This is a genomic window from Paenibacillus sp. 598K (genome assembly GCF_003851045.1).
Classification (GTDB): Bacteria; Bacillota; Bacilli; order Paenibacillales; family Paenibacillaceae; genus Paenibacillus_D.
This window is the reverse complement of record NZ_BFBX01000088.1, coordinates 31,373-52,889: the sequence shown is the minus strand read 5'-3', so window position 1 is coordinate 52,889 and position 21,517 is coordinate 31,373. Positions and strand designations below refer to the sequence as shown.

17 protein-coding genes are annotated in these 21,517 nt (G+C 53.9%); 14 read left to right on the top strand and 3 right to left on the bottom strand.

Annotated elements, in window-relative coordinates; all coding sequences use genetic code 11:
* Positions 1-107 precede the first annotated feature (107 nt).
* Positions 108-1,007: a TIGR01777 family oxidoreductase gene (locus PA598K_RS23900; protein WP_128659371.1), complete on the bottom strand. Its 900-nt coding sequence runs from the start codon at positions 1,005-1,007 to the stop codon at positions 108-110.
* 517 nt (positions 1,008-1,524) lie between these two features.
* On the opposite strand from PA598K_RS23900, the gene PA598K_RS23895 reads away from it, so the two are divergent.
* The 7 genes from PA598K_RS23895 to PA598K_RS23865 all read left to right on the top strand — a co-directional run bounded on the left by PA598K_RS23895 (position 1,525) and on the right by PA598K_RS23865 (position 12,403).
* Positions 1,525-3,102: an extracellular solute-binding protein gene (locus PA598K_RS23895; protein WP_260405572.1), complete on the top strand. Its 1,578-nt coding sequence runs from the start codon at positions 1,525-1,527 to the stop codon at positions 3,100-3,102.
* 23 nt (positions 3,103-3,125) lie between these two features.
* A complete protein-coding gene (locus PA598K_RS23890) occupies positions 3,126-4,094 on the top strand; it encodes an ABC transporter permease (protein WP_376739066.1) in 969 nt (322 codons plus the stop codon).
* Positions 4,095-4,155: 61 nt separating this feature from the next.
* Positions 4,156-5,028, top strand: coding sequence for a carbohydrate ABC transporter permease (locus PA598K_RS23885; protein WP_376739065.1), 873 nt, complete (start codon positions 4,156-4,158; stop codon positions 5,026-5,028).
* Between the two features lie 43 nt (positions 5,029-5,071).
* On the top strand, positions 5,072-7,486 hold the full coding sequence (locus PA598K_RS23880; protein ID WP_128659369.1) for a helix-turn-helix transcriptional regulator: 2,415 nt from the start codon (positions 5,072-5,074) through the stop codon (positions 7,484-7,486).
* A gap of 42 nt (positions 7,487-7,528) precedes the next feature.
* The gene (locus PA598K_RS23875; RefSeq protein WP_128659368.1) at positions 7,529-9,046 is read left to right on the top strand and encodes a sulfatase family protein; all 1,518 of its coding nucleotides are present in this window, start codon (positions 7,529-7,531) and stop codon (positions 9,044-9,046) included.
* Positions 9,047-9,193: 147 nt separating this feature from the next.
* Positions 9,194-11,107, top strand: coding sequence for a rhamnogalacturonan lyase family protein (locus PA598K_RS23870; protein ID WP_128659367.1), 1,914 nt, complete (start codon positions 9,194-9,196; stop codon positions 11,105-11,107).
* Positions 11,108-11,506: 399 nt separating this feature from the next.
* Positions 11,507-12,403 (top strand): alpha/beta fold hydrolase, encoded by an 897-nt coding sequence (locus PA598K_RS23865; RefSeq protein ID WP_128659366.1) that lies wholly within the window; start codon positions 11,507-11,509, stop codon positions 12,401-12,403.
* A 151-nt stretch (positions 12,404-12,554) separates the two neighbouring features.
* On the opposite strand, the gene PA598K_RS23860 is transcribed toward PA598K_RS23865, so the two are convergent.
* A complete protein-coding gene (locus tag PA598K_RS23860; RefSeq protein WP_128659365.1) occupies positions 12,555-13,064 on the bottom strand; it encodes a hypothetical protein in 510 nt (169 codons plus the stop codon).
* An 80-nt stretch (positions 13,065-13,144) separates the two neighbouring features.
* A complete protein-coding gene (locus PA598K_RS23855) occupies positions 13,145-13,603 on the bottom strand; it encodes a DUF2621 domain-containing protein (protein ID WP_128659364.1) in 459 nt (152 codons plus the stop codon).
* Positions 13,604-13,738: 135 nt separating this feature from the next.
* Between PA598K_RS23855 and PA598K_RS23850 the strand changes: the two genes are divergently transcribed.
* The 7 genes from PA598K_RS23850 to PA598K_RS23820 all read left to right on the top strand — a co-directional run bounded on the left by PA598K_RS23850 (position 13,739) and on the right by PA598K_RS23820 (position 21,288).
* A complete protein-coding gene (locus PA598K_RS23850) occupies positions 13,739-14,866 on the top strand; it encodes a deoxyribonuclease IV (RefSeq protein ID WP_128659363.1) in 1,128 nt (375 codons plus the stop codon).
* A 74-nt stretch (positions 14,867-14,940) separates the two neighbouring features.
* Positions 14,941-15,843 carry a formyltetrahydrofolate deformylase gene (gene purU / locus PA598K_RS23845; protein ID WP_128659362.1) on the top strand — a complete coding sequence of 301 codons (903 nt, stop codon included), beginning with the start codon at positions 14,941-14,943 and terminating at the stop codon, positions 15,841-15,843.
* Between the two features lie 320 nt (positions 15,844-16,163).
* A complete protein-coding gene (gene tkt / locus PA598K_RS23840; protein ID WP_128659361.1) occupies positions 16,164-18,179 on the top strand; it encodes a transketolase in 2,016 nt (671 codons plus the stop codon).
* Between the two features lie 27 nt (positions 18,180-18,206).
* The gene (gene ppnP, locus PA598K_RS23835) at positions 18,207-18,524 is read left to right on the top strand and encodes a pyrimidine/purine nucleoside phosphorylase (protein WP_128659360.1); all 318 of its coding nucleotides are present in this window, start codon (positions 18,207-18,209) and stop codon (positions 18,522-18,524) included.
* Between the two features lie 135 nt (positions 18,525-18,659).
* A complete protein-coding gene (locus PA598K_RS23830) occupies positions 18,660-20,009 on the top strand; it encodes a glucose-6-phosphate isomerase (RefSeq protein ID WP_128659359.1) in 1,350 nt (449 codons plus the stop codon).
* A gap of 15 nt (positions 20,010-20,024) precedes the next feature.
* The gene (locus tag PA598K_RS23825; RefSeq protein ID WP_128659358.1) at positions 20,025-20,657 is read left to right on the top strand and encodes a YigZ family protein; all 633 of its coding nucleotides are present in this window, start codon (positions 20,025-20,027) and stop codon (positions 20,655-20,657) included.
* Positions 20,658-20,916: 259 nt separating this feature from the next.
* Entirely contained in the window at positions 20,917-21,288 is a 372-nt protein-coding gene (locus PA598K_RS23820) for a DUF4383 domain-containing protein (protein ID WP_128659357.1), read from the top strand.
* The last annotated feature ends 229 nt before the right edge of the window (positions 21,289-21,517 follow it).

The following is a 21,517-nucleotide window of genomic DNA, read 5'->3' as shown; positions in this document are numbered from 1 at the left end:
GCAAAAGCCCTCCGCTGTCAACAAAGCGGAGGGCTTTTGCATAGATGCGGGTCCTGCCATCGTCTCAGGCGATGGGTATGTCTCCTCATCGAGTGTCACGTTTCAGTTTACTTCTTCAACAAGTCCTGCATCGCAGCATCGACAGTCGGATAGCGGAACTCGAAGCCGAGCTCCTCTGCGCGGCGCGGCAGCGCGCGCTGACCCTCGAGCAGCAGCACGGACAGCTCGCCGAACAAGGTCTTCATGAGCGTCGCCGGTACCGGAAACCAATGGGGTCTCCCCATCGCGCGCCCGACCGCGCGGCCGAACTGGTCGTTGGTGACGGGCTGGGGACTGCTGGCGTTGACGGGCCCGGCTACGGCTTCATTATCGATGCAGAACAAGATAAGTCGCACCATATCCTCCATGTGAATCCAGGAGACCCATTGACGACCGCTGCCGACCCGGCCGCCTCCGAACAGCCGGTAAGGCAGCGCCATCAGCGGGAATGCGCCGCCCTTCGCGTCGAGCACCAGGCTGATCCGCAGCTTGACCAGACGATCCGTCGGGATCGCCTCGGCTGCGCGCTCCCACTGATCGACGACATGAGAGAGGAAGTCGGTGATTCGCTGCTCGCTCGTCTCGTCGAAGGTTGCGGTCTCGGACGTGCCGTAGTAGGAGATGCCGGAGGCGTTGACGACGACGGCGGGCTGACGCGACAGCGCTTGAGCGAGCCGAGCGATGCCTGCTGCCGCCTTCAGCCGCGACTGCAGGATGCGCTCCTTGGCTTTGTCGGTCCAACGTTGGTTGATCGATTCGCCGGCCAGATTGACGATGGCCTCGACGCCCTGGAGCTGGAGCGGCTGACGCTCCAGCTCGTCCCATGTGACCACATGCAGCCGATCCTGCCGCTGCTTGATGCTGTCCTTGGCGCGCGTGATGATCCATACCTCGTCGCCGCGGCCGAGGAGCGCATCCACCAGCTTCCCGCCGACCAAGCCGCTGCCGCCTGTTACTGCTACCCGCATCGTAATCCTCCTTCACTCCAGATCATGTGCTTGTTGCTGCAGGCTGTGTTCACAATCAGGATGAGCACTCTCTGCAGCAAATTCATATAGAAACATTTTCTACTTTACTTCTTTTTTTTCAATGGCTTTTGTGTAGTATAACATAGCCTCTTATTATTCGCTGTAGCTTGTAGTTCATTTTAACTCAACTTTCGCTGCTTGAAATCGGTAAATAAGCCTTGATGTAGCTGAGCAAATCGGCGATCCAGTGTTAGAGTTATTGAAGTACAAGTGTGGGACGAGCGCATTATCAGACTCTATCGTTGAAACGAAAGGGTTTATAACGCATTTCTAGCGTTTCTAACAGGTGCAAAAAAGTGCAATTGCAGGAAATACGGGTGTTCGTTATAGTGAGTGAAAGCTTTGACTGGTCAGGGAGAATCTGAATCTTCTCTCATGGACCTGTCAAAGCCCCTTTTTTAATCGTTATTCCGATTAAGACTATGGGTTTAAGATGCTAAGGAGGATGGGAAAGCTTATGCAAAAAGTGGAGAAACGCAACACCCGTAATCTGGCCTGGATCATATTGGTTGTCATGACCATGTCCGTGGTGCTTAGTGCATGCGGAAGTAAAGAAGAAGGACAGGTAAATGGCAGCAGTGGCAATGCTGAAAATCCGTTGGAAGTTAGCATTATGACCATCACGCCGAGCGCCGTCCCCGCTGCGGATGATAACGTAATTAAACGAGCCATTGAAGAAGCAACTAACTCCAAAATGAATATCCAGTGGGTCTCTAACAATATTTATGGTGACAAACTCAATCTGACCCTGGCTTCCGGGGATATACCTGATCTCATCATGATTAATAATCCGTTTGGAAGTACCTTCACCAAGATGGTCAAACAAGGTGCTTTCTGGGACATCACCCCCTATATCAAGGACTATCCGAATCTCAGCGGAGGCATTCCTGATATTGCCTGGGATACGACCAAGGCAGCAGATGGAAGAAATTATGGTATCCCGCGGCCTCGTCCGGTTACTGGAGATTCTTTTTTCATCATCCGCAAGGATTGGCTCGACCGATTGAATATGCAGGTGCCTGAGACCACGGATGAGCTTTTCAAGGTGATGGAGGCTTTTGTAGAGCGGGACCCTGATGGTAATGGAATCAAAGATACCACAGCGCTTGCCGCTTATATCAGTCCTGATGATCTCGGCTGGGGAGGTAATTTGGGCCCAGTACTCGGTGCCATTGAGAGTTCTTTTATCGGAACCCATAGCAATTGGAAATGGGATGAGTCGCAGGAGAAACTGGTCTACAGGGAACTGTTGCCCGAGGTGAAAGAATCCCTTCAATATTTAACCAAAGCCTATAGCAGCGGCATGATGCCGGAAGATCTGCTTTCGCTCAAGCTGACGCAGGCCAGGGAACTGTTCAAACGCAATCAGGCGGGTATTATTGTGGACAAGACAGGCACGATGCGCAAAATCTATGCCGATGACCTGAAGAAGGTCGATCCTTCTTTCAAGTATACGGATTTCTATCCCTTGACCAATCTGAATGGATATAATCCGAAAGGTTCGGGGTACAACGGTATTCTGGCGATCCCTGCCAGTGTGCCGGAAGAGAAAATGAAACGAATTCTCCAACTTGTCGATACCTGGATGAATCCGGAAGTATTTGAAATTCAGAAGTTCGGGATTGAAGGTACGCATTATGAAGTGATCGATGGCAAAAAGGTAGCTAGTAGTGAAAAATTGACAGCGGATAACGCCTCGGATTTTAATCATATCGTTAACGTCATCGACCTGCCTTGGGATACCACTGGCGAAACGGACGAAGAGACACAGGCGCAAGAACTGTTCAAAAAAGTGGAGGCAGAGCGTGACAAAACGAGTGTGGCAGATCTGGCTGCTGGCCTTCAATCCGAGACCGGGCAGAAGGTGCTGCCTGAACTCAACAAGAAGATCCAAGATCTGAAAGCAAAGATTATTTTAGGCCGGGAGCCGATTGAAGCTTGGGATGCCTTTGTGGAAACTTTGCGGAATGATCCGAATGTCCAGGCGATGAGTGATGAGATGACCGAAGCCTACAAGAAAAGAAATGGACAGTGATCTGAGGGAAGGAGCTGCACACCATGAGCACCCATGAACAACGAATGAGTACAGTTAAGGGGAAGCAGACTTCATCCAAAAAGAAAGGGTTAAACCTGCTGTCCGCACTTCGGCGTGACCGGTCGTTATATTTGCTGGCACTACCCGGCATATTGTTCTTCCTCGTATTCAAATACATCCCGATGTGGGGCATCATCATTGCGTTTCAGGATTACTCCCCTTTTCGGGGGATTTTGGGCAGTGAGTGGGTGGGCTTGCAACACTTTACAGCGCTCTTTGGCAATCCGGACTTTGCCCTGTTGTTCCGAAATACGCTGGCGATCAGCCTGCTCAATCTGATATTGTTCTTTCCTTTTCCGATCCTGATTTCCCTGGGACTCAACGAACTGCGAAGTATGGCGTACAAGAGACTTATTCAAACGATTATCTATTTGCCGCATTTCCTCTCTTGGGTAATCATTGCAGGGTTAACGCTGCTGCTGTTCGCCAAAGGAACGGGACTGATTAACGAGTTGTTCGCTTCATGGGGATGGCCCCGCGTGGATATATTGACGAACCCGGACAGCTTCTGGATCATGGTCACCTTGCAAGCGATGTGGAAGGAAGCTGGTTGGGGCACGATTGTGTTCCTGGCCGCCATGGCGAGTGTGGATACTCAGCTGTATGAGGCGGCACGCATGGATGGGGCGGGACGATTGCGTCAGATCTGGCACATTACGCTCCCTGCCATCCGCAGTGTCATCATCGTACTCTTGATTTTAAGACTCGGAGACATCATGGAGGTGGGGTTTGAACAGATCTTCCTCATGTACAATGGCGCTGTATCTGAAGTGGCCGAAGTATTCGACACGTATGTATACCGCACAGGGATTGAGCAGGGCGATTTCAGCTATAGCACAGCCGTTGGACTGTTCAAATCCGCGATTGGTCTGGTACTGGTGGTTGTCGCAAATCGTGTGGTTAAGCGTATGGGTCACGAAGGCGTCTACTAGTTCATACCGGGGCCCTACCCATATCAGTGTCAGCCATTAATCTATGGAGAGGAGGTTTCGAATGCATCGCATGAAATGGAGTGAGCGTATTGGACAGTCTCTGAATGTGGTTACGCTTGGCTTATTGGCTGTGGTTATGTTTTTCCCGTTATATTATGTTTTCGTCGTTTCATTCACGGACCCTGGAGAATATTTGCAAAAGAAAATCGTACTCTTCCCGGAACGTTGGTCTGTTGAAGCCTATACGTATTTGTTATCCACGCCTGCCTTTGCACGCTCGCTGGGGAACAGTGCATTTCTGGCAACCGTCGGCACGGTGTGCAGCCTGGCTGTATCATCCTCTCTGGCTTATGCGCTGTCCCAGAAGCGATTCCACTTCAGAAAAATACTGATGTTCCTGATTGTACTAACCATCTTGTTTAGCCCGGGCATCATTCCAAATTATCTGCTGGTGCGGGAACTGGGGCTAATCAATAATATCTGGGCATTAATCCTGCCTGCGCTTGCCAATGGCTGGACGGTGTTGCTGATGAAAAATTTCTTCGACAGCCTGCCTGCAGAGATTAGCGAAGCAGCGTCCATGGATGGTTGTAGTGCTATCCGAACCTGGTATACGATTGTGTTGCCTTTATCGATGCCTGCGCTTGCCGCTTTTGGATTGTTTTTCGCTGTAGGCTACTGGAATCAATTTTTCGCGGCACTGTTATATCTGAACGATTCAGCGAAATGGCCCATTCAAGTATTACTTCAAAATATGCTGTTGAATGCATCCAACATTGACTTGGTTGCGCCTGGACAGCAGGTGGAGACACCGCCTACAGAAATGTTGAAGATGGCCGCGATCTTTGTGGCCATATTCCCCGTGTTGTTGGTGTATCCGTTTATACAAAAGCACTTTGCTAAAGGAGCCCTGATCGGATCGGTCAAAGGATAAGTCTGCATTCAGGCGGGTATTCCCGGAAAGGAGGTCCATTCTGATGATATTCAAGCGCACAGCAAAGGTATTACCCAAAGGACGTTATTTCAGGCGCAGCCTGATGATGATTCTGCTTATCGCGTGTATTCCGGGAGTCATTACGGGGATATTGCTCTATGGCTGGGTCAACTTCAAAATGGAAAAGATTTTGCAGCAAACCCATCTGCATCAATTTGAACAACGTACCGTGTGGGTTGGCGAACAATTGGATGCACTGGAATTGACCTTCTCGCAGTGGGCCTTTGATCCGGTTTTCGATAATCGTCTGAAAGAGCTTGATTTTGTATTCAAGTATAAACAGGTTCATGAACTGTACCGATTGCTGCTGATGATCCAGAATTCCAATACATTGATCGGCAAAGTTCAATTGTATCTGGGGGAACCCCAGGCCGTAAAGATGGATTCTGAACGGTATGATTTTATTCATGACGCCGGGGAGATCGAGAAGTATGAACGGTTGACTCATCAGCCCCAGGCCACATATTGGTCCCGCTCCATGGATAGCGCCTCCATGATGATGGTGAATCGGCTGCCGGGTGGAAGCGACGATGCGCTAGGGGCACTCACGATCACGTTGGATAACAAGCAACTGGGTAACATGCTACAGACCTTGTCCCCGTATAATGGCGGGACGACATTCCTGCTGGATGAGCAGGGCAAGCCCATGCTTCCGCAAGACAAAGCGTTTGGTGGACTACACTATGCTGTCCGTGAACATATGTTGAACTTGGAAGGAAGTCTGTCTTCTTTCCTGATGGATTATGAAGATCTGACTTACTCGGTTCAAACGGGCACCTTCCGCAGACTGGGTACGGATTGGACTTATGTGTCCGCGGTGCCTCTCAATGAAATTGTAGCTCCGATTGTATCAGTACCCCGAATCGTTCTTCTCGTCAATGGATCAGGGCTATTACTGGCATTGATCTTATCGTGGGTTGGTTCGCTCCAGCTCTACAAACCGTTTACGAAGTTGCTGCGAATGTTTACCATGACCGGCGCACCGGTCGAGGCTATAGTGCCAAGAGTGTCTTCCTCTCCCAGGTTGTCCGTGGCTTCTGTTCACTCGAATGGGTCTGTACAACTGGATGAAATCAAGCATATTGAACAGCGCTGGATTGGCGTTAATCAGGAGAGAGAATCGTTGCGGCAACGGTTGGAAGAGCAACTTCCACTCGCCCGGGAGAGCTTGCTGATTCAGCTCACGCTGGGTCATCTGTTACTGTCATCCGACCATGAATGGAAGGAACGTTTGGCACAGCTGGGCTGGGTCCTTCGGGATGAGCAGTTCATCATCCTGTTTGCTCAGATTCCTCCGAGTGCAGTTCTTCTATATGGGGCTAAAGAGCGACATCGAAGCGAATCTCAGGAGTGGATCAGTTTTGGCGCAACCGATATTCTGAACAGGCAGTTGAAGGGACTTCCTTACCGGGCCGAGACGATTAATTACCATGACATGTCCATGGCGCTGTTGCTCGCTGTCCCTCCAGAGGTCCAACCCGAGACGCCTGAATTCAGAGAGGAATTATCTCGGATGGCTCAGCATTGGCTGGAAGCCGTGCAATCGGAATGGGACGTTCGTATGACAGTCTCGATCAGCAAACCGACTTCAGATGCCTCCCATATCCCACAGCTGGTCCGAGAATCAAGGGCTGTATTGAGGAAGAGACAGTTCTCATCCAATGTGACGATCATTGATATGAATGAGGAGGCAGAGCAGGATGTGAATGAACATGAAGTATATCCTCTTGAGTTGGAGCAGGCAATCATCTCGGCACTACGAAGTGGCGAACAGGACACTGCCTTGGAACAGTTCAGCATATTTATTGGCACGTATGCCCGATCTGAAGCGCCGGATAAGCATGTTCGTCAGGCTGTATTCCAACTGCTGGCACGCATACAGCATACCCTTTTGCAATTAGGGGAAGACCCGGTCGAGCTATTCGGGATAGGGATGTATGAAGAGGTGTTGCAACTGCATGATCTGGATGAACTCTTCCTGTGGTTCAAAGAGCGGATTGTGCACGTATGTGTAGAGGAATTCACAGGCAAGGAAAAGAAGCAGATACAGATGGCTGTTCATCAGATGAAGGAGCATGCACAGCAGCATTATGCAGAAGCCTTATCGTTAGATGCATTGGCAGATCTTCACGGGATTCATTCCTACACATTAAGCCGGGCATTCAAGCAGACGTTCGGTCAGAATTTTGTGGACTATTTGACTGAGGTAAGGCTCTACCGGGCTAAGGAGCTACTTGAATCAACCGACGTCAAGATCAGTGAAATTGCGGAGCAGGTGGGCTATCAGCCCAGTTACTTCAATCGGTTGTTCAAGAAAAATGAGGGGACGACGCCAAGTTGCTACCGGGAAGACATTCACAATCATACGGGGCGCAATCGGGGTAACCGCTCCGTTTAGTACACGCCCTAGTTTTCGGCCCAAAGGAGAGTGGGATGTGACGTGTCACAGGACAAGCCAAATATTATTTTTCTCATGACAGATCAGCAGCGGTGGGACTGTATTGGAACGTTCAATGAACATATTCATACACCGAATCTCGATAAGCTTGCAGCCGAGGGAATCACTTTCCATGATGCGGTCTGCCAATCGCCGATGTGTGCGCCAAGCCGAAGCTCCATGATGATGGGATATTATCCGTCACAGCTTGGGGTCCGAACGAATTATGGCGGATTGTTCGAAGAAGACAAGCTGCCTTCAGAACCTTTGCCAGCGTTGATGCGCCGCGCAGGGTATCAGACCGCCGGATTCGGAAAAACGCATTGGAACCATAGCGAGGGCATAGAGGAGCCATCCACGCGAGGGTTCGAAATACGGTCCATCGGACTTTCCCGTCAAAGTGGTCATTATGAACAGGGAGCGACAATGATGGGGGACTCCCATCCCAAAGCACTGGATGCATATCATCAGGAGACCAAGGATTTTGGCAGCGGTGAAGAGAATGTCAATGGCTATACAGGACTTACGAGTCAGATTCCGATGAATCAGCATCGGGATGGCTGGGTAGCCGAGCAGGCACTACAATTTTTAGATGGAGGGATAGACCCGGCGCGACCGTTATTTTTTTATCTGTCTTTCCTGAAGCCGCATGCCGGGTTCAATGTTCCCAAAGTATTCGAAGATCTGTACAGGCTGGAAGATATTCCGGATATCCCGCAACCGCCTTGGGAAGATGAAGTGCAGACTCATCTTGCAGCTTCCGATGAACTGAATTCGAATAGCAGACAGTCGTACATCGACAAGAAGAAGGTATGGGAGCAGAGAAGTTTGGAGGAGCGAAGAAGAACTACGCTAAGATACTGGGCAAATTGCTCCTGGCTCGATCATTATTTTGGACTCGCTCTGGAGAAGTTGGAGAATCAGGGGAGGTTGGAGAATGCGTTGATTGTATTTGTCTCCGATCATGGTGAGATGCTGGGGGAACGACAATTTCGCTTCACCAAATACAATCTGTATGACAGCAGTGTAAGGGTGCCGCTTATCTTGTCCGGTACCCATATTCAGGAGCAGAAGCGGGGAACGATTGATCAGGAGCCTGCGGAATTGGTGGATCTGGTACCCACATTGACGCGTGCAGCCGGACTTGAAGCGAATCCAATGCTTCCTGGTGTTGATCTGTTGGGCGATCTCCGGCATCGCGGAACGTTCTGTGAATTTCATGGAAAAGGGGTAACAGCACCTCATTCGGCTCCGGCCTATATGTGGAGGACCACGGAGTGGAAGCTCATTTTGTACATGGAGGGCTCTGTGGCGGAGTCTGCATCCAGAGTGCATGAAACGAAGGGGGAATTGTATCACCTCACGGTTGACCCTCATGAGTGGACGAACCTGTATGCTGAGGAGCAGCACGCTGTAATTCGGGAGCAATTAAAGACCGAACTGCTGATGCACCTGGCTGTCAGTTGGGCGAAAGGCCCCTTCTTCTATGATCGTGGAGGAACCAAGCCGTTAGAGCGGTAGATCGACCATGTTGACCGGGCATCCGGAGGCAAAGCAGTTATTGCTGAACCCAATCAGTCAATCTCATTTAGATTGGCTCATGGGAACGAGATAACAGGCTTTGCTTTTTTTACGCATATACTAACCATCGATGGAGGGGAATTGTAAATGAAAACCAAAATAACTGTGGCAAAAGGAACCCAAATACTAATCACATTGCTGTTAAGCGGAGTTATCGGATGGACCGGAATTGCTTCAACGGGAGGGGGCGTACTTCATGCAGATGCAAATGTTGGTGCCGCAGAAGGGTCTGCACCACGTCTGGTTGAGCATTTGGGACGAGGCCTTACTGCCGTATATTTGGGAGAGAACAAGGTATATCTGAGCTGGCGTCTGCTTGGGACCGAACCGCAGCAGGTTACATTCGATATCTATCGTCGGACGGGCGCAGAAGAGGTGAAGCTGAACAACCAGCCTTTGACACAGGGCACCAATTATACGGACACGAATGTGGATGTATCCGAGAGCCATACGTATATCGTAAAGTCATATGTGGACGGTAGTTTACAGGATGAGAGTGCTGAGGTCGTATTGGCAGCCAATCCCGAGATCCGTCATTATTTCAATATTCCTTTGCAAAATATAACATCCAATCCGTCTGATTATTTTGTGCAGCATGGCTGGCCTGGGGATCTGGATGGAGATGGGGAATATGAATATGTGGTCACCCGGATTCCGGTGAACGGAGGCAATAAATATTTGGAAGCCTACAGTCTGACTGAAGGTTTCTTGTGGCGGATTGATCTGGGTCCATACAGTGTCACCACGATAGATACATATAATGCCCCGCCTGCTTCTGTCAGTGAATTTGGAGTGGCTGGACTTGGGGGATGGCGGGACAACGACAATGTAACGGTGTTTGATCTGGACAGTGACGGGAAGGCAGAAATATTGCTGCGTACGTTTGAAGGAGTAACGTTTGCCGATGGTCAGGTTGTTCCTGCGACGACGGAGCGTACCCAGTATGTGTCCGTCATAGATGGATGGACTGGAACAGAAGCGGCACGTACAACGATAACCAATGATTATGCAGTCGACGGTCCGCTTAGTGGGCACTTTGGCATTGCTTATCTGGATGGTGAACATCCAAGCTTGATTACGGCGCTCAAGAATCGTGCGCTTAGCCGCAATTTTCAGTATGTGACGTCAGCCTATGACTATGCAGGCGGTGCCCTGACGGAGCGTTGGAGACATGCGGGAGCGGACGGTGAGTTTTTCCACCAGATTCGTATCCTGGATCTCGATGGGGATGGGAAGGATGAGGTGTCGTTTGGTGGTTGGGCGCTGGATGACAATGGAGAGACCTTATACAGTCTACCGGGTGTAGTTCATGGTGATCGCTTCCACATTACGGACATTGATCCGGATCGACCGGGGCTGGAGCAATTCGGAATTCAGCAGGCCGAGAATGGAAACGTTAATCAGTTCCCTTGGTTTTATGCCGATGCGGCAAGCGGCGATATTATTCGTACAGGGGAAATTCCGCAGGACGTGGCAAGGGGAACGCTGGCGGATATTGATCCACGGCACAATGGGCTGGAGATGTGGTCGAGTTCAGGGAATATCTACAACGTGGATGGTGAAGTGATTAGTTCGGTTCAGCCCTCGACCAATTTCAGAATTTGGTGGGACGGAGATGTGCTCGGCGAGCTGCTGGATAAGAACTTTGTGGAGAAGTGGGATTGGGAGCAGAACATAACCACACGTCTGTTTACAGCCGATGATGTTCGCGTAAATTCCAGAAACGCCCCTGTGCTCTATGGCGATCTGCTGGGTGATTGGCGAGAGGAAATTCTCTATGAAACAAGTGATTTCACAGCATTGCGTCTGTATACAACAACGATACCATCCGACGTCCGCATCTACACGTTGCCGCATAACCCGGCTTACCGCAATGGATTGGCTGTGAAAGGATATATGCAATCCGTGTTGACGGATTATTATCTGGGTGAAGGGATGGCAACAACTCCACCCGTTCCGAACATTATTCCTGTTGTGTACAATGGAGATCATGAGTCATAAACCAGGGGAAGGGGATACCTCAGATGCATGGTCAGATACCCAAACAGGAAACTTCCTGTTGTTGTTCTGCAAGCGGGAGCAGCACGCTTAAGGAAGGAATTCGATTAGAGGACACACGGGAATCACGTGAGATGAGTGCAGCGGCCGCATATGGATAGAAGGTGGAAGGTTCCTTACGGGTACCAATGATCCTGAAGCTTTTGGAGCGACCAAACATAGGTCGAGTGAGGTAGCAGGCGGGAGGTGTGGGACGCCTACCCCACACCTGCTCTCGTCCATTGTGGCGAGGCCTACTCCCTCCGCGTTGGCGAACAGTTTTTGGGTGCAACGCCACGGCGATGTGATACAATGCGGAGTGATGAATTCCGAGAGACTTATGCACGAATGAGGGGGTATTCGATGAAGTCAGTCGAGGCGGGATGCTTGGAAATTGCCTATGAAGAACTAGGCTCGGAAGTAGGCGAGCCGGTAATCCTTTTACATGGCTTCCCATATGATGTGCGCGCATATGATGCTGTTGGTGCGATCCTGGCTCGAGAAGGTTATCGTTGCATCGTTCCTTACCTGCGAGGCTTCGGCCCCACCCGTTTCTTGTCGGCTAGCACGATGCGGTCAGGCCAGCAGGCCGCACTGGGCGCTGATTTGCTGGCGCTCATGGATGCGCTTTCTGTGGGAACAGCGGTTCTTGGCGGCTACGATTGGGGCGGGAGGGCCGCATGTATTGTCGCAGCGCTTTGGCCCGAGCGGGTCCGAGGACTCGTTAGCTGCGGACAAGGCTATAATATCCAGAACATCTCCGAGGCCTGCATCCCTGCCCCAGCGATTGAGGAAGCTCGCTACTGGTACATGTATTATTTTAACACTCAACGGGGAGCGACCGGGCTTTTACAGAACAGGCGAGATCTGTGCCGCCACCTCTGGTCGCTCTGGTCTCCGACTTGGCCATACGATGATGCGACGTGGAACGAGACCGCGCAATCTTTCGACAATCCTGACTTCGTTGAGATCGTTTTACACTCCTACCGCCACCGTTTCGGAGGCATTGCCGGGGATCCAACTTATGACGAAATCGAGGCGCAACTCGCTGAGCGACTTGACATCGCCGTGCCGTCTATTGTATTGCAAGGACGCGATGATGGAGTTGATCCTCCAGTTGACGATGATTTCGACCGCGCGCATTTCGCAGGGCGCTACGAGCGGCGCATCGTCTCCGGAGCTGGACACAACCTGCCGCAGGAGGCGCCCGACGCTTTTGCTGCTGCAGTGATCGAATTAGCCAACGTCCGAATGGCTTGAGCCTGAAAAGCAACTTAGTCCCTAAAGCTGGCGTACCTGCTTGGCCTGTCAAATGTCAGCTTTTCAATCCGATGCTGCCCGAAACCGACCCCATTTCGGACATCCGATGTAAGGAGCAAACCTTCACTCCAGACCATCTAGTGAGCTGTTATTACTTCTCTTCGATCGTTTGCAGCCAACGCTGCGTCACTTGCTCGCCGCCCGCCTCCTGCGTCATCTCCACATAGGTAAACGCTACTTGAGCATCCTCTGCGATAGCGTCGATCGTTCCGGTCATCGCATCTTCATATTGGAAGGCTGTCGGGCCGTCCGCTGTCTCGATCTCGACCGAGTGAGTATCCATGATGCCGACGAAGCGGCCTTCGCCTGACATCGGCTTCAACGTAACCGGGGCATCGTCGTCTGCTGGCGGCGTCACGGTCTCCGTTGGCGTTTGGGGCTCCGGTGTTGGCTCCGGCTCTGGCGTCGGCTCTGGGGTTGGTTCCGGCTCCGCTTCGTTGTCCAGCGCTGGCGTCTCGACGTTGGTGCCGGGATCGCTAGCTGCGTTATTCTCGTTGTCCTTGTTGCTGCTGCAGGCTGCGCTCACGATTAGGATGAGCATCAACGCGAGCAGTAGGGTCATTTTGGAGCGGTGGGTTCTATAAGTTGTCTTTTTTTGCATGTTGCATGCACCTCCTATGTACTATAACGTATGTATACCCGAGGAGGTTCCGGATCAATCGTCAAAAGAACCCCGCCCTTCTAAGAGGAGGACGAGGTTTTTGGGTTTTGCAGCAAATGCTGATATGGCGCATAGTCGATGTTGTTTTTTTTCAGGAAGGAGATCAGACTGCGATAATCGCGAGGCGGCGTAGCCAGAATATAGCCCTCGATGCAGTGCTCGCGCGTCACCTCGGTAGCGCCGCTCTCGATCGCCACCTGGCCGATGCGCGCCGCGATCGAATGCTTGGCGATATCACGGAACGGCGTCGGCACCGGCGAGGCCAGCTGATCCAAAAATTGCTTGGACTCCTCCGTCCACATCGGACGGCTGCGCTCGACCCAATAGTTCTGCCAGTCCAGCTTGGACTTGCCGTCCTGCTTGGGCAGCACCTTCAGAAACTTGCGGAACATAAAAAAGCCGCCGATCGCCATAAATACGACCATAACGACGCCCCAAAACACGATAAAATACATGAACCCGTCAGGTGCGTTGGACATCATTCATTCACCTCAATATATTGCATGTCAGAGTTGTTTAAATTACCTCACTGGCAATTATACCGTATTCGTAGATTTATTTCGATATTCCCTGTAAAATAAGATGAACGAAAATGCGAAGGGAGCAATAACGCCATGCTGAAGATTGGCTCGCACGTATCATTCTCAGGCAAGGGGCTGCTCACCGCTGCGCAAGAAGCGGCATCTTACGGCTCCAGCTCGTTTATGATCTATACCGGCGCACCACAGAATACGCGGCGCAAGCCGATGGATGAATTATATATTAATGAAGGCAAGGCTGAGATGCAAGCGATCGGCATCGACGAGATCGTCGTCCATGCGCCGTATATTATTAACCTCGGCTCGTACAAAGATGCAACGTACAAGCTGGCGGTGGATTTCCTGCAGGAGGAGATCCGCCGCACGCATCAGATCGGCGTCCGCAACATCGTCCTCCATCCCGGCGCTTTTACGGACAAGGATGTCGACTATGGCATCGAGCGGATCGCTCAAGGGCTGAACGAGGTGCTGAACGGCACGCGCGAGACCGAGGTCAATATCGCGCTCGAGACGATGGCGGGCAAAGGCACCGAGATCGGCCGCAGCTTCGAGGAGCTGGCCCGGATCATCGACGGCGTCGAGCAAAACGATCGGCTCACGGTCTGTATGGATACATGCCATATGCATGACGCTGGCTACGACCTGATCCATGATCTGGACGGCGTGCTGCGTCAGTTCGACGAGACGGTCGGGCTGGACCGCGTCGCGGTCGTACACGTCAACGATACGAAGAATCCGCGCGGCGCCGGCAAGGACCGCCATGCGCCGGTAGGCGCAGGCTGGCTCGGACATGATGCGCTGCATGCGATCGTCCATCACGAGCTGCTGGCGGGCCGGCCGTTCATCCTCGAGACGCCGTGGATCGGCAAGGACGCCAAGACGCAGCGGCCGATGTATGAGGCGGAGATCGCCTTGCTGCGAGGCAATGTACAGGAGCGCTTCGGGGATGAGTTCCTCGAGCATGTCGAGCGTCTGCATCATTTCTTCACCAAGGAATCGATCGATCCGCGCAGCTATGTGATCAGCAGCTGGGATACGCTGAAGAATGATGCCAAGGCCAAGAAGGCCGATCCGCGGGAGCCGATGGAGCGTCTCTATGACCTGGTCGTGGAGAACCACGTGCTGCCGGATCTGAGCGAGGAAGCGATCAATCAGCGCATCACCGCCTGGTTCGCAGGCAAGTCGGTTCTAGTCGGGGCATGATCAGCCGATTAGCCTAATCCGAGTAGACCTGAACTTATAACCTTATCGATATGAATGGAAGGAAGATACAAGCTATGCCAGCCAATACGCACCAATCTCCCAAGTACACTGAAGATCCGGCCAAGCGCAATCGGGCCCGGATGCTGATCTCCTGTCCGGATCGCCCCGGCATCGTGGCGGCGGTGTCCCATTTCCTGCATGAGCAGGGCGCGAATATCGTCCAGTCTGACCAATACACGATGAACCCGGAGGGCGGCATGTTCTTCATCCGCTTCGAGTTCGATCTGGCCGATCTGGACAAGCAGCTGCCGGTGCTGCAGGAGGACTTCAACCGGATCGCCGACCGCTTCCAGATGAAATGGTCGACGTTCCGCGCCAGCCGCAAGAAGCGGCTCGCCATCTTCGTCTCCAAGGAGGACCACTGTCTGCTCGAGCTGCTATGGCAGTGGCAGGCAGGCGACCTGGACGCCGAGATCGCGATGGTCATTAGCAATCATCCGGATATGCGCGGCATCGTCGAGCCGTTCGGGATCCCGTTCCACCATGTGCCGGTAACGGCCGCTACCAAGGATGAGGCGGAGCGCAAGCAGTTGGAGCTGGTCGGCGAAAAGGTCGACGTGATCGTGCTCGCTCGCTACATGCAGATCATCACACCGAAGTTCATCGAGCACTACCCGAACCGCATCATCAACATTCATCACTCATTCCTGCCGGCCTTCGTCGGCGGCAAGCCGTACGCTCAGGCGTATACGCGCGGGGTGAAAATTATCGGTGCAACCGCGCACTTCGTCACCGAGGAGCTGGACGGCGGACCGATCATCGAGCAGGATATCCAGCGCGTCAGCCATCGCGACAATGTCGACGATCTGAAGCGGATCGGCCGCACGATCGAGCGGACCGTGCTGGCCCGCGCCGTGAAGTGGCATATCGAGGACCGCATTCTCGTCCACGGCAACAAGACCGTCGTCTTCAACTAGGCTCAAGTCAGCCAAGCCCCTTCGATTCGCAATTGCGGATCGAAGGGGCTTTTGGCGATAAGGAACTTAGTGTTCCTCTGGCGATACATGCCGCCGATATCTGTGGTCAACGGGCAAGTTTGGTCGGGTTTGGCGTCGAATCTGACGGTTCAAGTCGGATTTCGCCCGGTTGGCTGCAATTGTATGACCGCAGGTATGGAAAAGCAAGTGCGCAAATGGTACAATATTTCAAAGCCATTGCGGAGATCACTCTCGCAGATTATAGAGATAGAGACAAGCAATAAGCATGATTCAGATTAGGTATGGGAGGAAATACAAACATGACAGTTATTCAAAAATCGATCGACCAGCTATCGATCGATACGATCCGGACACTCGCCATCGACGCGATCGAGAAAGCGAAGTCCGGCCATCCGGGCATGCCTATGGGCTCAGCGCCGATGGGGTATCAATTGTTCGCTAAAGCGATGAACCACAATCCGTCCAACCCGGCTTGGGTCAACCGGGACCGCTTCGTGCTGTCCGCAGGTCACGGCTCCATGCTGCTCTACAGCCTGCTTCACTTGTCTGGCTACGATCTGCCGATCGAAGAGCTGAAAAACTTCCGCCAATGGAACTCGAAAACACCGGGGCATCCGGAATTCGGCCACACGGCAGGCGTCGATGCGACGACCGGTCCGCTCGGCCAAGGCCTCGGCATGTCGGTCGGCATGGCGATCGCCGAAGCTCAACTGGCTGCAACCTACAATAAAGACAACTTCGACATCGTCGACCACTTCACATACGTTATCTGCGGCGACGGCGACTTGATGGAGGGCATCTCCACAGAGGCAGCTTCCCTGGCCGGCCATCTGAAGCTTGGCAAGCTGATCGTTCTCTATGATTCGAATGACATCTCGCTCGACGGCGAGCTGAACCTGTCCTTCTCCGAGAATGTCCAGCAGCGCTTCGAGGCGTATGGCTGGCAAGTACTGCGCGTCGAGGACGGCAACGATCTGCCGGCGCTCGAGAAGGCGGTAGCCGAGGCGCAAGCCGAGAGCGGCAAGCCGACCCTGATCGAGGTCAAGACGATCATCGGTTATGGCAGCCCGAACAAAGGCGGCAAAGGCGGTCACGCAGGCCCGCACGGCTCCCCACTGGGTGCCGACGAGACCAAGCTGACCAAGGAAGCGTATAGCTGGACGGCGGAAGAGGACTTCTTCGTACCGGACGAAGTGCGCAGCCACTTCGCCGATGTCAAAGCGCGCGGCGAGCAAGTGAACAAAGCGTGGGACGAGCTGTTCGCAGCGTATAAGTCGGCTCATCCTGAGCTGGCTGCCCAATTCGAGCAAGCGATCAACGGCAAGCTGCCCGAAGGCTGGGACAGCGAGCTGCCGGCTTACTCCACCGAAGACAAAGCGGTCTCGACCCGCGTCGCATCCGGCAGCGCGCTGAACGCGCTGGCTGCCAAAGTGCCGAGCATCGTAGGCGGCTCCGCCGACCTGGAGAGCTCGACGATGACGCATCTCAAAGGTCTGCCAGTGTTCAAGGCCGACAACTATGCTGGCCGCAACATCTACTTCGGCGTGCGCGAGTTCGGCATGGCTGCTGCGATGAACGGCATCATGCTTCACGGCGGACTGAAAGTATACGGCGGCACGTTCTTCGTCTTCACCGACTACCTGCGTCCGGCGGTCCGTCTGTCGGCAATCCAGAAGCTGCCTGTCGTCTATGTGCTGACGCATGACAGCATCGCGGTCGGCGAGGACGGCCCGACGCATGAGCCGATCGAGCAGCTCGCGTCGATCCGCGTCATCCCTGATCTGACGGTTATCCGTCCAGCCGATGCCAACGAGACATCCGCAGCTTGGGCTTATGCTGTCGAGAATACAAGCAAGCCGATCGCGCTCGTCCTGACGCGTCAGAACCTGCCGATCCTCGCAGGCACCGCCGAGCAGGCGCGCGAAGGCATCAAGCGTGGCGGCTATGTCGTCTCTGCAGAGAGCAACAAGGCGCAAGCGCAGCTGATCGCTACTGGCTCCGAGGTGCAGCTGGCGGTTGCGGCGCAAAAGGCGCTCGCCGAAGAAGGCATCGACGTGCGCGTCATCAGCTTGCCGAGCTGGGATCTGTTCGACTCGCAGTCGAAGGAGTACCGCGATTCGGTGCTGCTGCCTGACGTCAGGGCGCGTCTGGCGATCGAGATGGCGTCGCCATTCGGCTGGGAGCGTTATGTTGGCGACCAGGGCGATATCCTCGGCATCTCGACATTTGGCGCATCGGCTCCTGGCGACCGCGTCATCCGCGAGTACGGCTTTACCGTCGAGAACGTCGTCAGCAAAGTCAAAGCGCTGCTGTAGTCTACTATAAAGGAGAGCTTGCGCATCATGTCCCAATTCGATCACGTATCCGTCGTCAAAAAAGCGAATGTTTACTTTGACGGCAAAGTCACCAGCCGCACGGTCCTGTTCGCAGACGGCACCAAAAAAACGCTCGGCATCATGCTGCCCGGCGACTATGAGTTCGGCACCGACCAGAAGGAGATCATGGAGATCCTGGCTGGCGATCTGAAGGTGCTGCTGCCCGGCGAGACCGAGTGGCTGCATATCCGGGGCGAAGGGGAATTCACCGTCCCCGCCAATGCCAAGTTCAAGCTGCAGATCGCAGCTGTGACCGATTACTGCTGCTCGTATATTAGCGAGTAGACGATGGCAGGAAGGACTGTTTCGGTTAGCCGCTCTGCGGCTGCCGGGCAGTCCTTTCCAGCTACAGATACCCATTCCGGGACAGGCTGTCGATCAGCAGTCTGTGCCCAATCACCGTACAGGAGGCTACTATTCATGAGCAAAGCCGTAAAGTTTGATTATAGCAAGGCGCTCGCATTCGTCGGGCAGCACGAGGTTGACTATCTGACAGGAGCTGTCCGTCTGGCTCACGAGCAGTTACATAACGGAACAGGGGCAGGCTCCGACTACCTCGGCTGGATCGACCTGCCGGTCAACTATGACAAGGAAGAGTTCGCCCGCATCCAGCAGGCGGCGAAGAAGATCCAAGGCGATTCCGAGGTGCTGGTCGTCATCGGCATCGGCGGCTCGTACCTTGGCGCGCGCGCAGCGATCGAGATGCTGTCGCATTCTTTCTACAACGTGCAGACCAAGGAGCAGCGCAAGACGCCGCAAATTTTCTTCGCTGGCAACAACATCAGCTCCACCTATGTGACGCATCTGCAGCAGCTGCTCGAGGGCCGCGACTGGTCGATCAACGTCATCTCCAAGTCGGGCACGACAACCGAGCCGGCGATCGCCTTCCGCATCTTCCGCGAAGCGCTCGAGCGCAAGTATGGCAAGGAAGAAGCGCGCAAGCGCATCTACGCCACGACCGACCGCGAGAAGGGCGCGCTCAAGAAGCTGGCTAACGAAGAGGGCTACGAGTCGTTCGTCATCCCTGACGATGTAGGCGGTCGCTACTCGGTGCTGACGGCTGTAGGTCTGCTGCCAATCGCCGCAGCGGGGATCGACATCGAAGCGATGATGCAAGGCGCTGCCGACGCATCGGTCGAGTACAACAACCCGAATCTCGCCGAGAATGAGAGCTACCAATACGCCGCAGTGCGCAATGCGCTGTACCGCAAGGGCAAGGACACCGAAATCCTCGTCAACTACGAGCCTTCGCTGCACTTCGTCTCCGAGTGGTGGAAGCAGCTGTACGGCGAGAGCGAGGGCAAGGATTACAAAGGCATCTTCCCGGCGGCTGTAGACTTCTCTACCGATCTTCACTCGATGGGACAATTCATCCAGGAGGGCAACCGCAATCTGTTCGAGACGGTCATCCAGGTCGGCGAAGTGCCGGAGCAGATCACAATCGAGCGGACCGAGGACGATCTCGACGGGCTGAACTTCCTCGCTGGCAAGACGCTGGACTTCGTCAACAAAAAGGCGTTCGAGGGCACGTTGCTGGCGCACACGGATGGTAATGTGCCGAACCTGGTCGTCAACATCAAGGATATGACGCCTTACACATTCGGCTATCTCGTCTACTTCTTCGAGAAGGCTTGTGGCGTCAGCGGCTATCTGCTGGGGGTTAATCCATTCGACCAGCCGGGCGTCGAGGCGTACAAGAAGAATATGTTCGCCTTGCTCGGCAAGCCGGGCTTCGAGAAGGAAAAGGCCGAGCTGGAAGCTCGCCTGTAGGCCGGAGCGCATCGCATGCTAAGCCGATACACGACGGTACGGCAGTTCGGCAGCAAGGAGATCGTCATCAAGAAGTCGCGCTTCATCGGCTACGCCAAGCCGGTGACGACCGAGGAGGAAGCGGCGGCCTTCATCGAGGAGATCAAAAAGCAGCACTGGAATGCCACGCATAACTGCTCGGCTTATGTCATTGGGGAACGCGACGAGATCCAGAAGCAGTCTGACGATGGCGAGCCGAGCGGCACGGCTGGCAAGCCGATCCTCGAGGTGATCAAAAACCGCGGCGTCAAAAACGTCGCGATCGTCGTCACCCGCTACTTTGGCGGCATCATGCTCGGCGCAGGCGGCTTGATCCGGGCCTATACCGACGGGGCGGTCATCGCGCTCGAGGCGGCAGAGGAGATCGTCCAGGTGCTGCACAGAGAGGTGATCGTCGAGGTCGACTACACGTGGCACGGCAAGCTGGAGAATGCGTTCCACCAGCGCGAGGTGCGGCTCGGCGGCACCGAGTTCACGGACAAGGTGACGATCACCTGTCTGCCGGAAGCGGAGGAAGCGGAGCGCTTCGCCGCCTGGATCACCGACCTGACGCAGGGACAGGCCAACATCGTCCTCGGCGACGAGCTCTATTGCATCGAAGGCGAATAAGCGGAGACTTCGTGATCAAAAGGTCGCTTTTCAGCACCGAGAAGGTTGCGGGCAGGAGGAAATGAGGAGCGGAGCGTAGTGGAAGCTACGTGAGCACCGGAAGTTCCGACTGCGTGCAAGATTCGACGTCGAATCCGCTTCCCCGAATCAACTTCGTGATCAAAAGCGACCCTGCATGTTTTGGCTTGTATAGGCATAGTGTTCCAATAGAGGAGGCTGCGAGCCGCATGCCTCCCATATGGGACAGGGAGGAATCGCTATGGTGGCCAGGCGGTTTGCAGCGCTCGCAGGGTTGTTGTTCGGGTTACTCGGCATCTACGGCTTGTTCAGCGACCAGTTGTTCGGGATGTTTCACCTGTATGCATCGCATACGGTACTGTATCTGGCGGCAGGGGTGCTCGGCCTGCTCGCAGCTTCGGAGGAGGGCTATGCCAGTCGATACGCCCAGGTGCTGGGTATGGTCTGCATCGCCCTGACGGTGCTCGGCGTCTTCACCGGCGATCTGTTGGGGTTGATGACGCTGGGGCTGGCGGATCATATTCTGCACTTCGTCGTCGCTGCGATTGCGCTCTACATCGGATTCGTCATGGTCGAGTCGCGGACTCCGGTGCGCGCGCGGCGGACGGTGTAGCTCGCCCGTCAGGCGTATGCTTCTATCATCTCAACCATACAACGCTTGCCTCATGGGGCAAGCGTTGTATTCTTATCTATGTTTTTTCCAGGAGGGCCCTTACCCTATGACGAAGTCCGATCCGCATCGCTCCAGTGTCCTATATGCCAATTATATCCTGCATACCAAGCCCCATTACGCAAAGTATGAGGATGGACTGCAATGCTATCTGTTCCGCCTGCAGGCGGAA

Bases quoted from the DNA above. Each gene is read 5' to 3' on its own strand.
- ppnP (WP_128659360.1), top strand. From the start codon at position 18,207: ATGTCCCAATTCGATCACGTATCCGTCGTCAAAAAAGCGAATGTTTAC.
- PA598K_RS23850 (WP_128659363.1), top strand. From the start codon at position 13,739: ATGCTGAAGATTGGCTCGCACGTATCATTCTCAGGCAAGGGGCTGCTC.
- PA598K_RS23865 (WP_128659366.1), top strand. From the start codon at position 11,507: ATGAAGTCAGTCGAGGCGGGATGCTTGGAAATTGCCTATGAAGAACTA.
- PA598K_RS23825 (WP_128659358.1), top strand. From the start codon at position 20,025: ATGCTAAGCCGATACACGACGGTACGGCAGTTCGGCAGCAAGGAGATC.
- PA598K_RS23885 (WP_376739065.1), top strand. From the start codon at position 4,156: ATGCATCGCATGAAATGGAGTGAGCGTATTGGACAGTCTCTGAATGTG.
- PA598K_RS23860 (WP_128659365.1), bottom strand. From the start codon at position 13,064: ATGCAAAAAAAGACAACTTATAGAACCCACCGCTCCAAAATGACCCTA.
- PA598K_RS23890 (WP_376739066.1), top strand. From the start codon at position 3,126: ATGAGCACCCATGAACAACGAATGAGTACAGTTAAGGGGAAGCAGACT.
- PA598K_RS23830 (WP_128659359.1), top strand. From the start codon at position 18,660: ATGAGCAAAGCCGTAAAGTTTGATTATAGCAAGGCGCTCGCATTCGTC.
- PA598K_RS23900 (WP_128659371.1), bottom strand. From the start codon at position 1,007: ATGCGGGTAGCAGTAACAGGCGGCAGCGGCTTGGTCGGCGGGAAGCTG.
- PA598K_RS23895 (WP_260405572.1), top strand. From the start codon at position 1,525: ATGCAAAAAGTGGAGAAACGCAACACCCGTAATCTGGCCTGGATCATA.
- PA598K_RS23820 (WP_128659357.1), top strand. From the start codon at position 20,917: ATGGTGGCCAGGCGGTTTGCAGCGCTCGCAGGGTTGTTGTTCGGGTTA.
- tkt (WP_128659361.1), top strand. From the start codon at position 16,164: ATGACAGTTATTCAAAAATCGATCGACCAGCTATCGATCGATACGATC.
- PA598K_RS23880 (WP_128659369.1), top strand. From the start codon at position 5,072: ATGATATTCAAGCGCACAGCAAAGGTATTACCCAAAGGACGTTATTTC.
- PA598K_RS23870 (WP_128659367.1), top strand. From the start codon at position 9,194: ATGAAAACCAAAATAACTGTGGCAAAAGGAACCCAAATACTAATCACA.
- PA598K_RS23855 (WP_128659364.1), bottom strand. From the start codon at position 13,603: ATGTCCAACGCACCTGACGGGTTCATGTATTTTATCGTGTTTTGGGGC.
- purU (WP_128659362.1), top strand. From the start codon at position 14,941: ATGCCAGCCAATACGCACCAATCTCCCAAGTACACTGAAGATCCGGCC.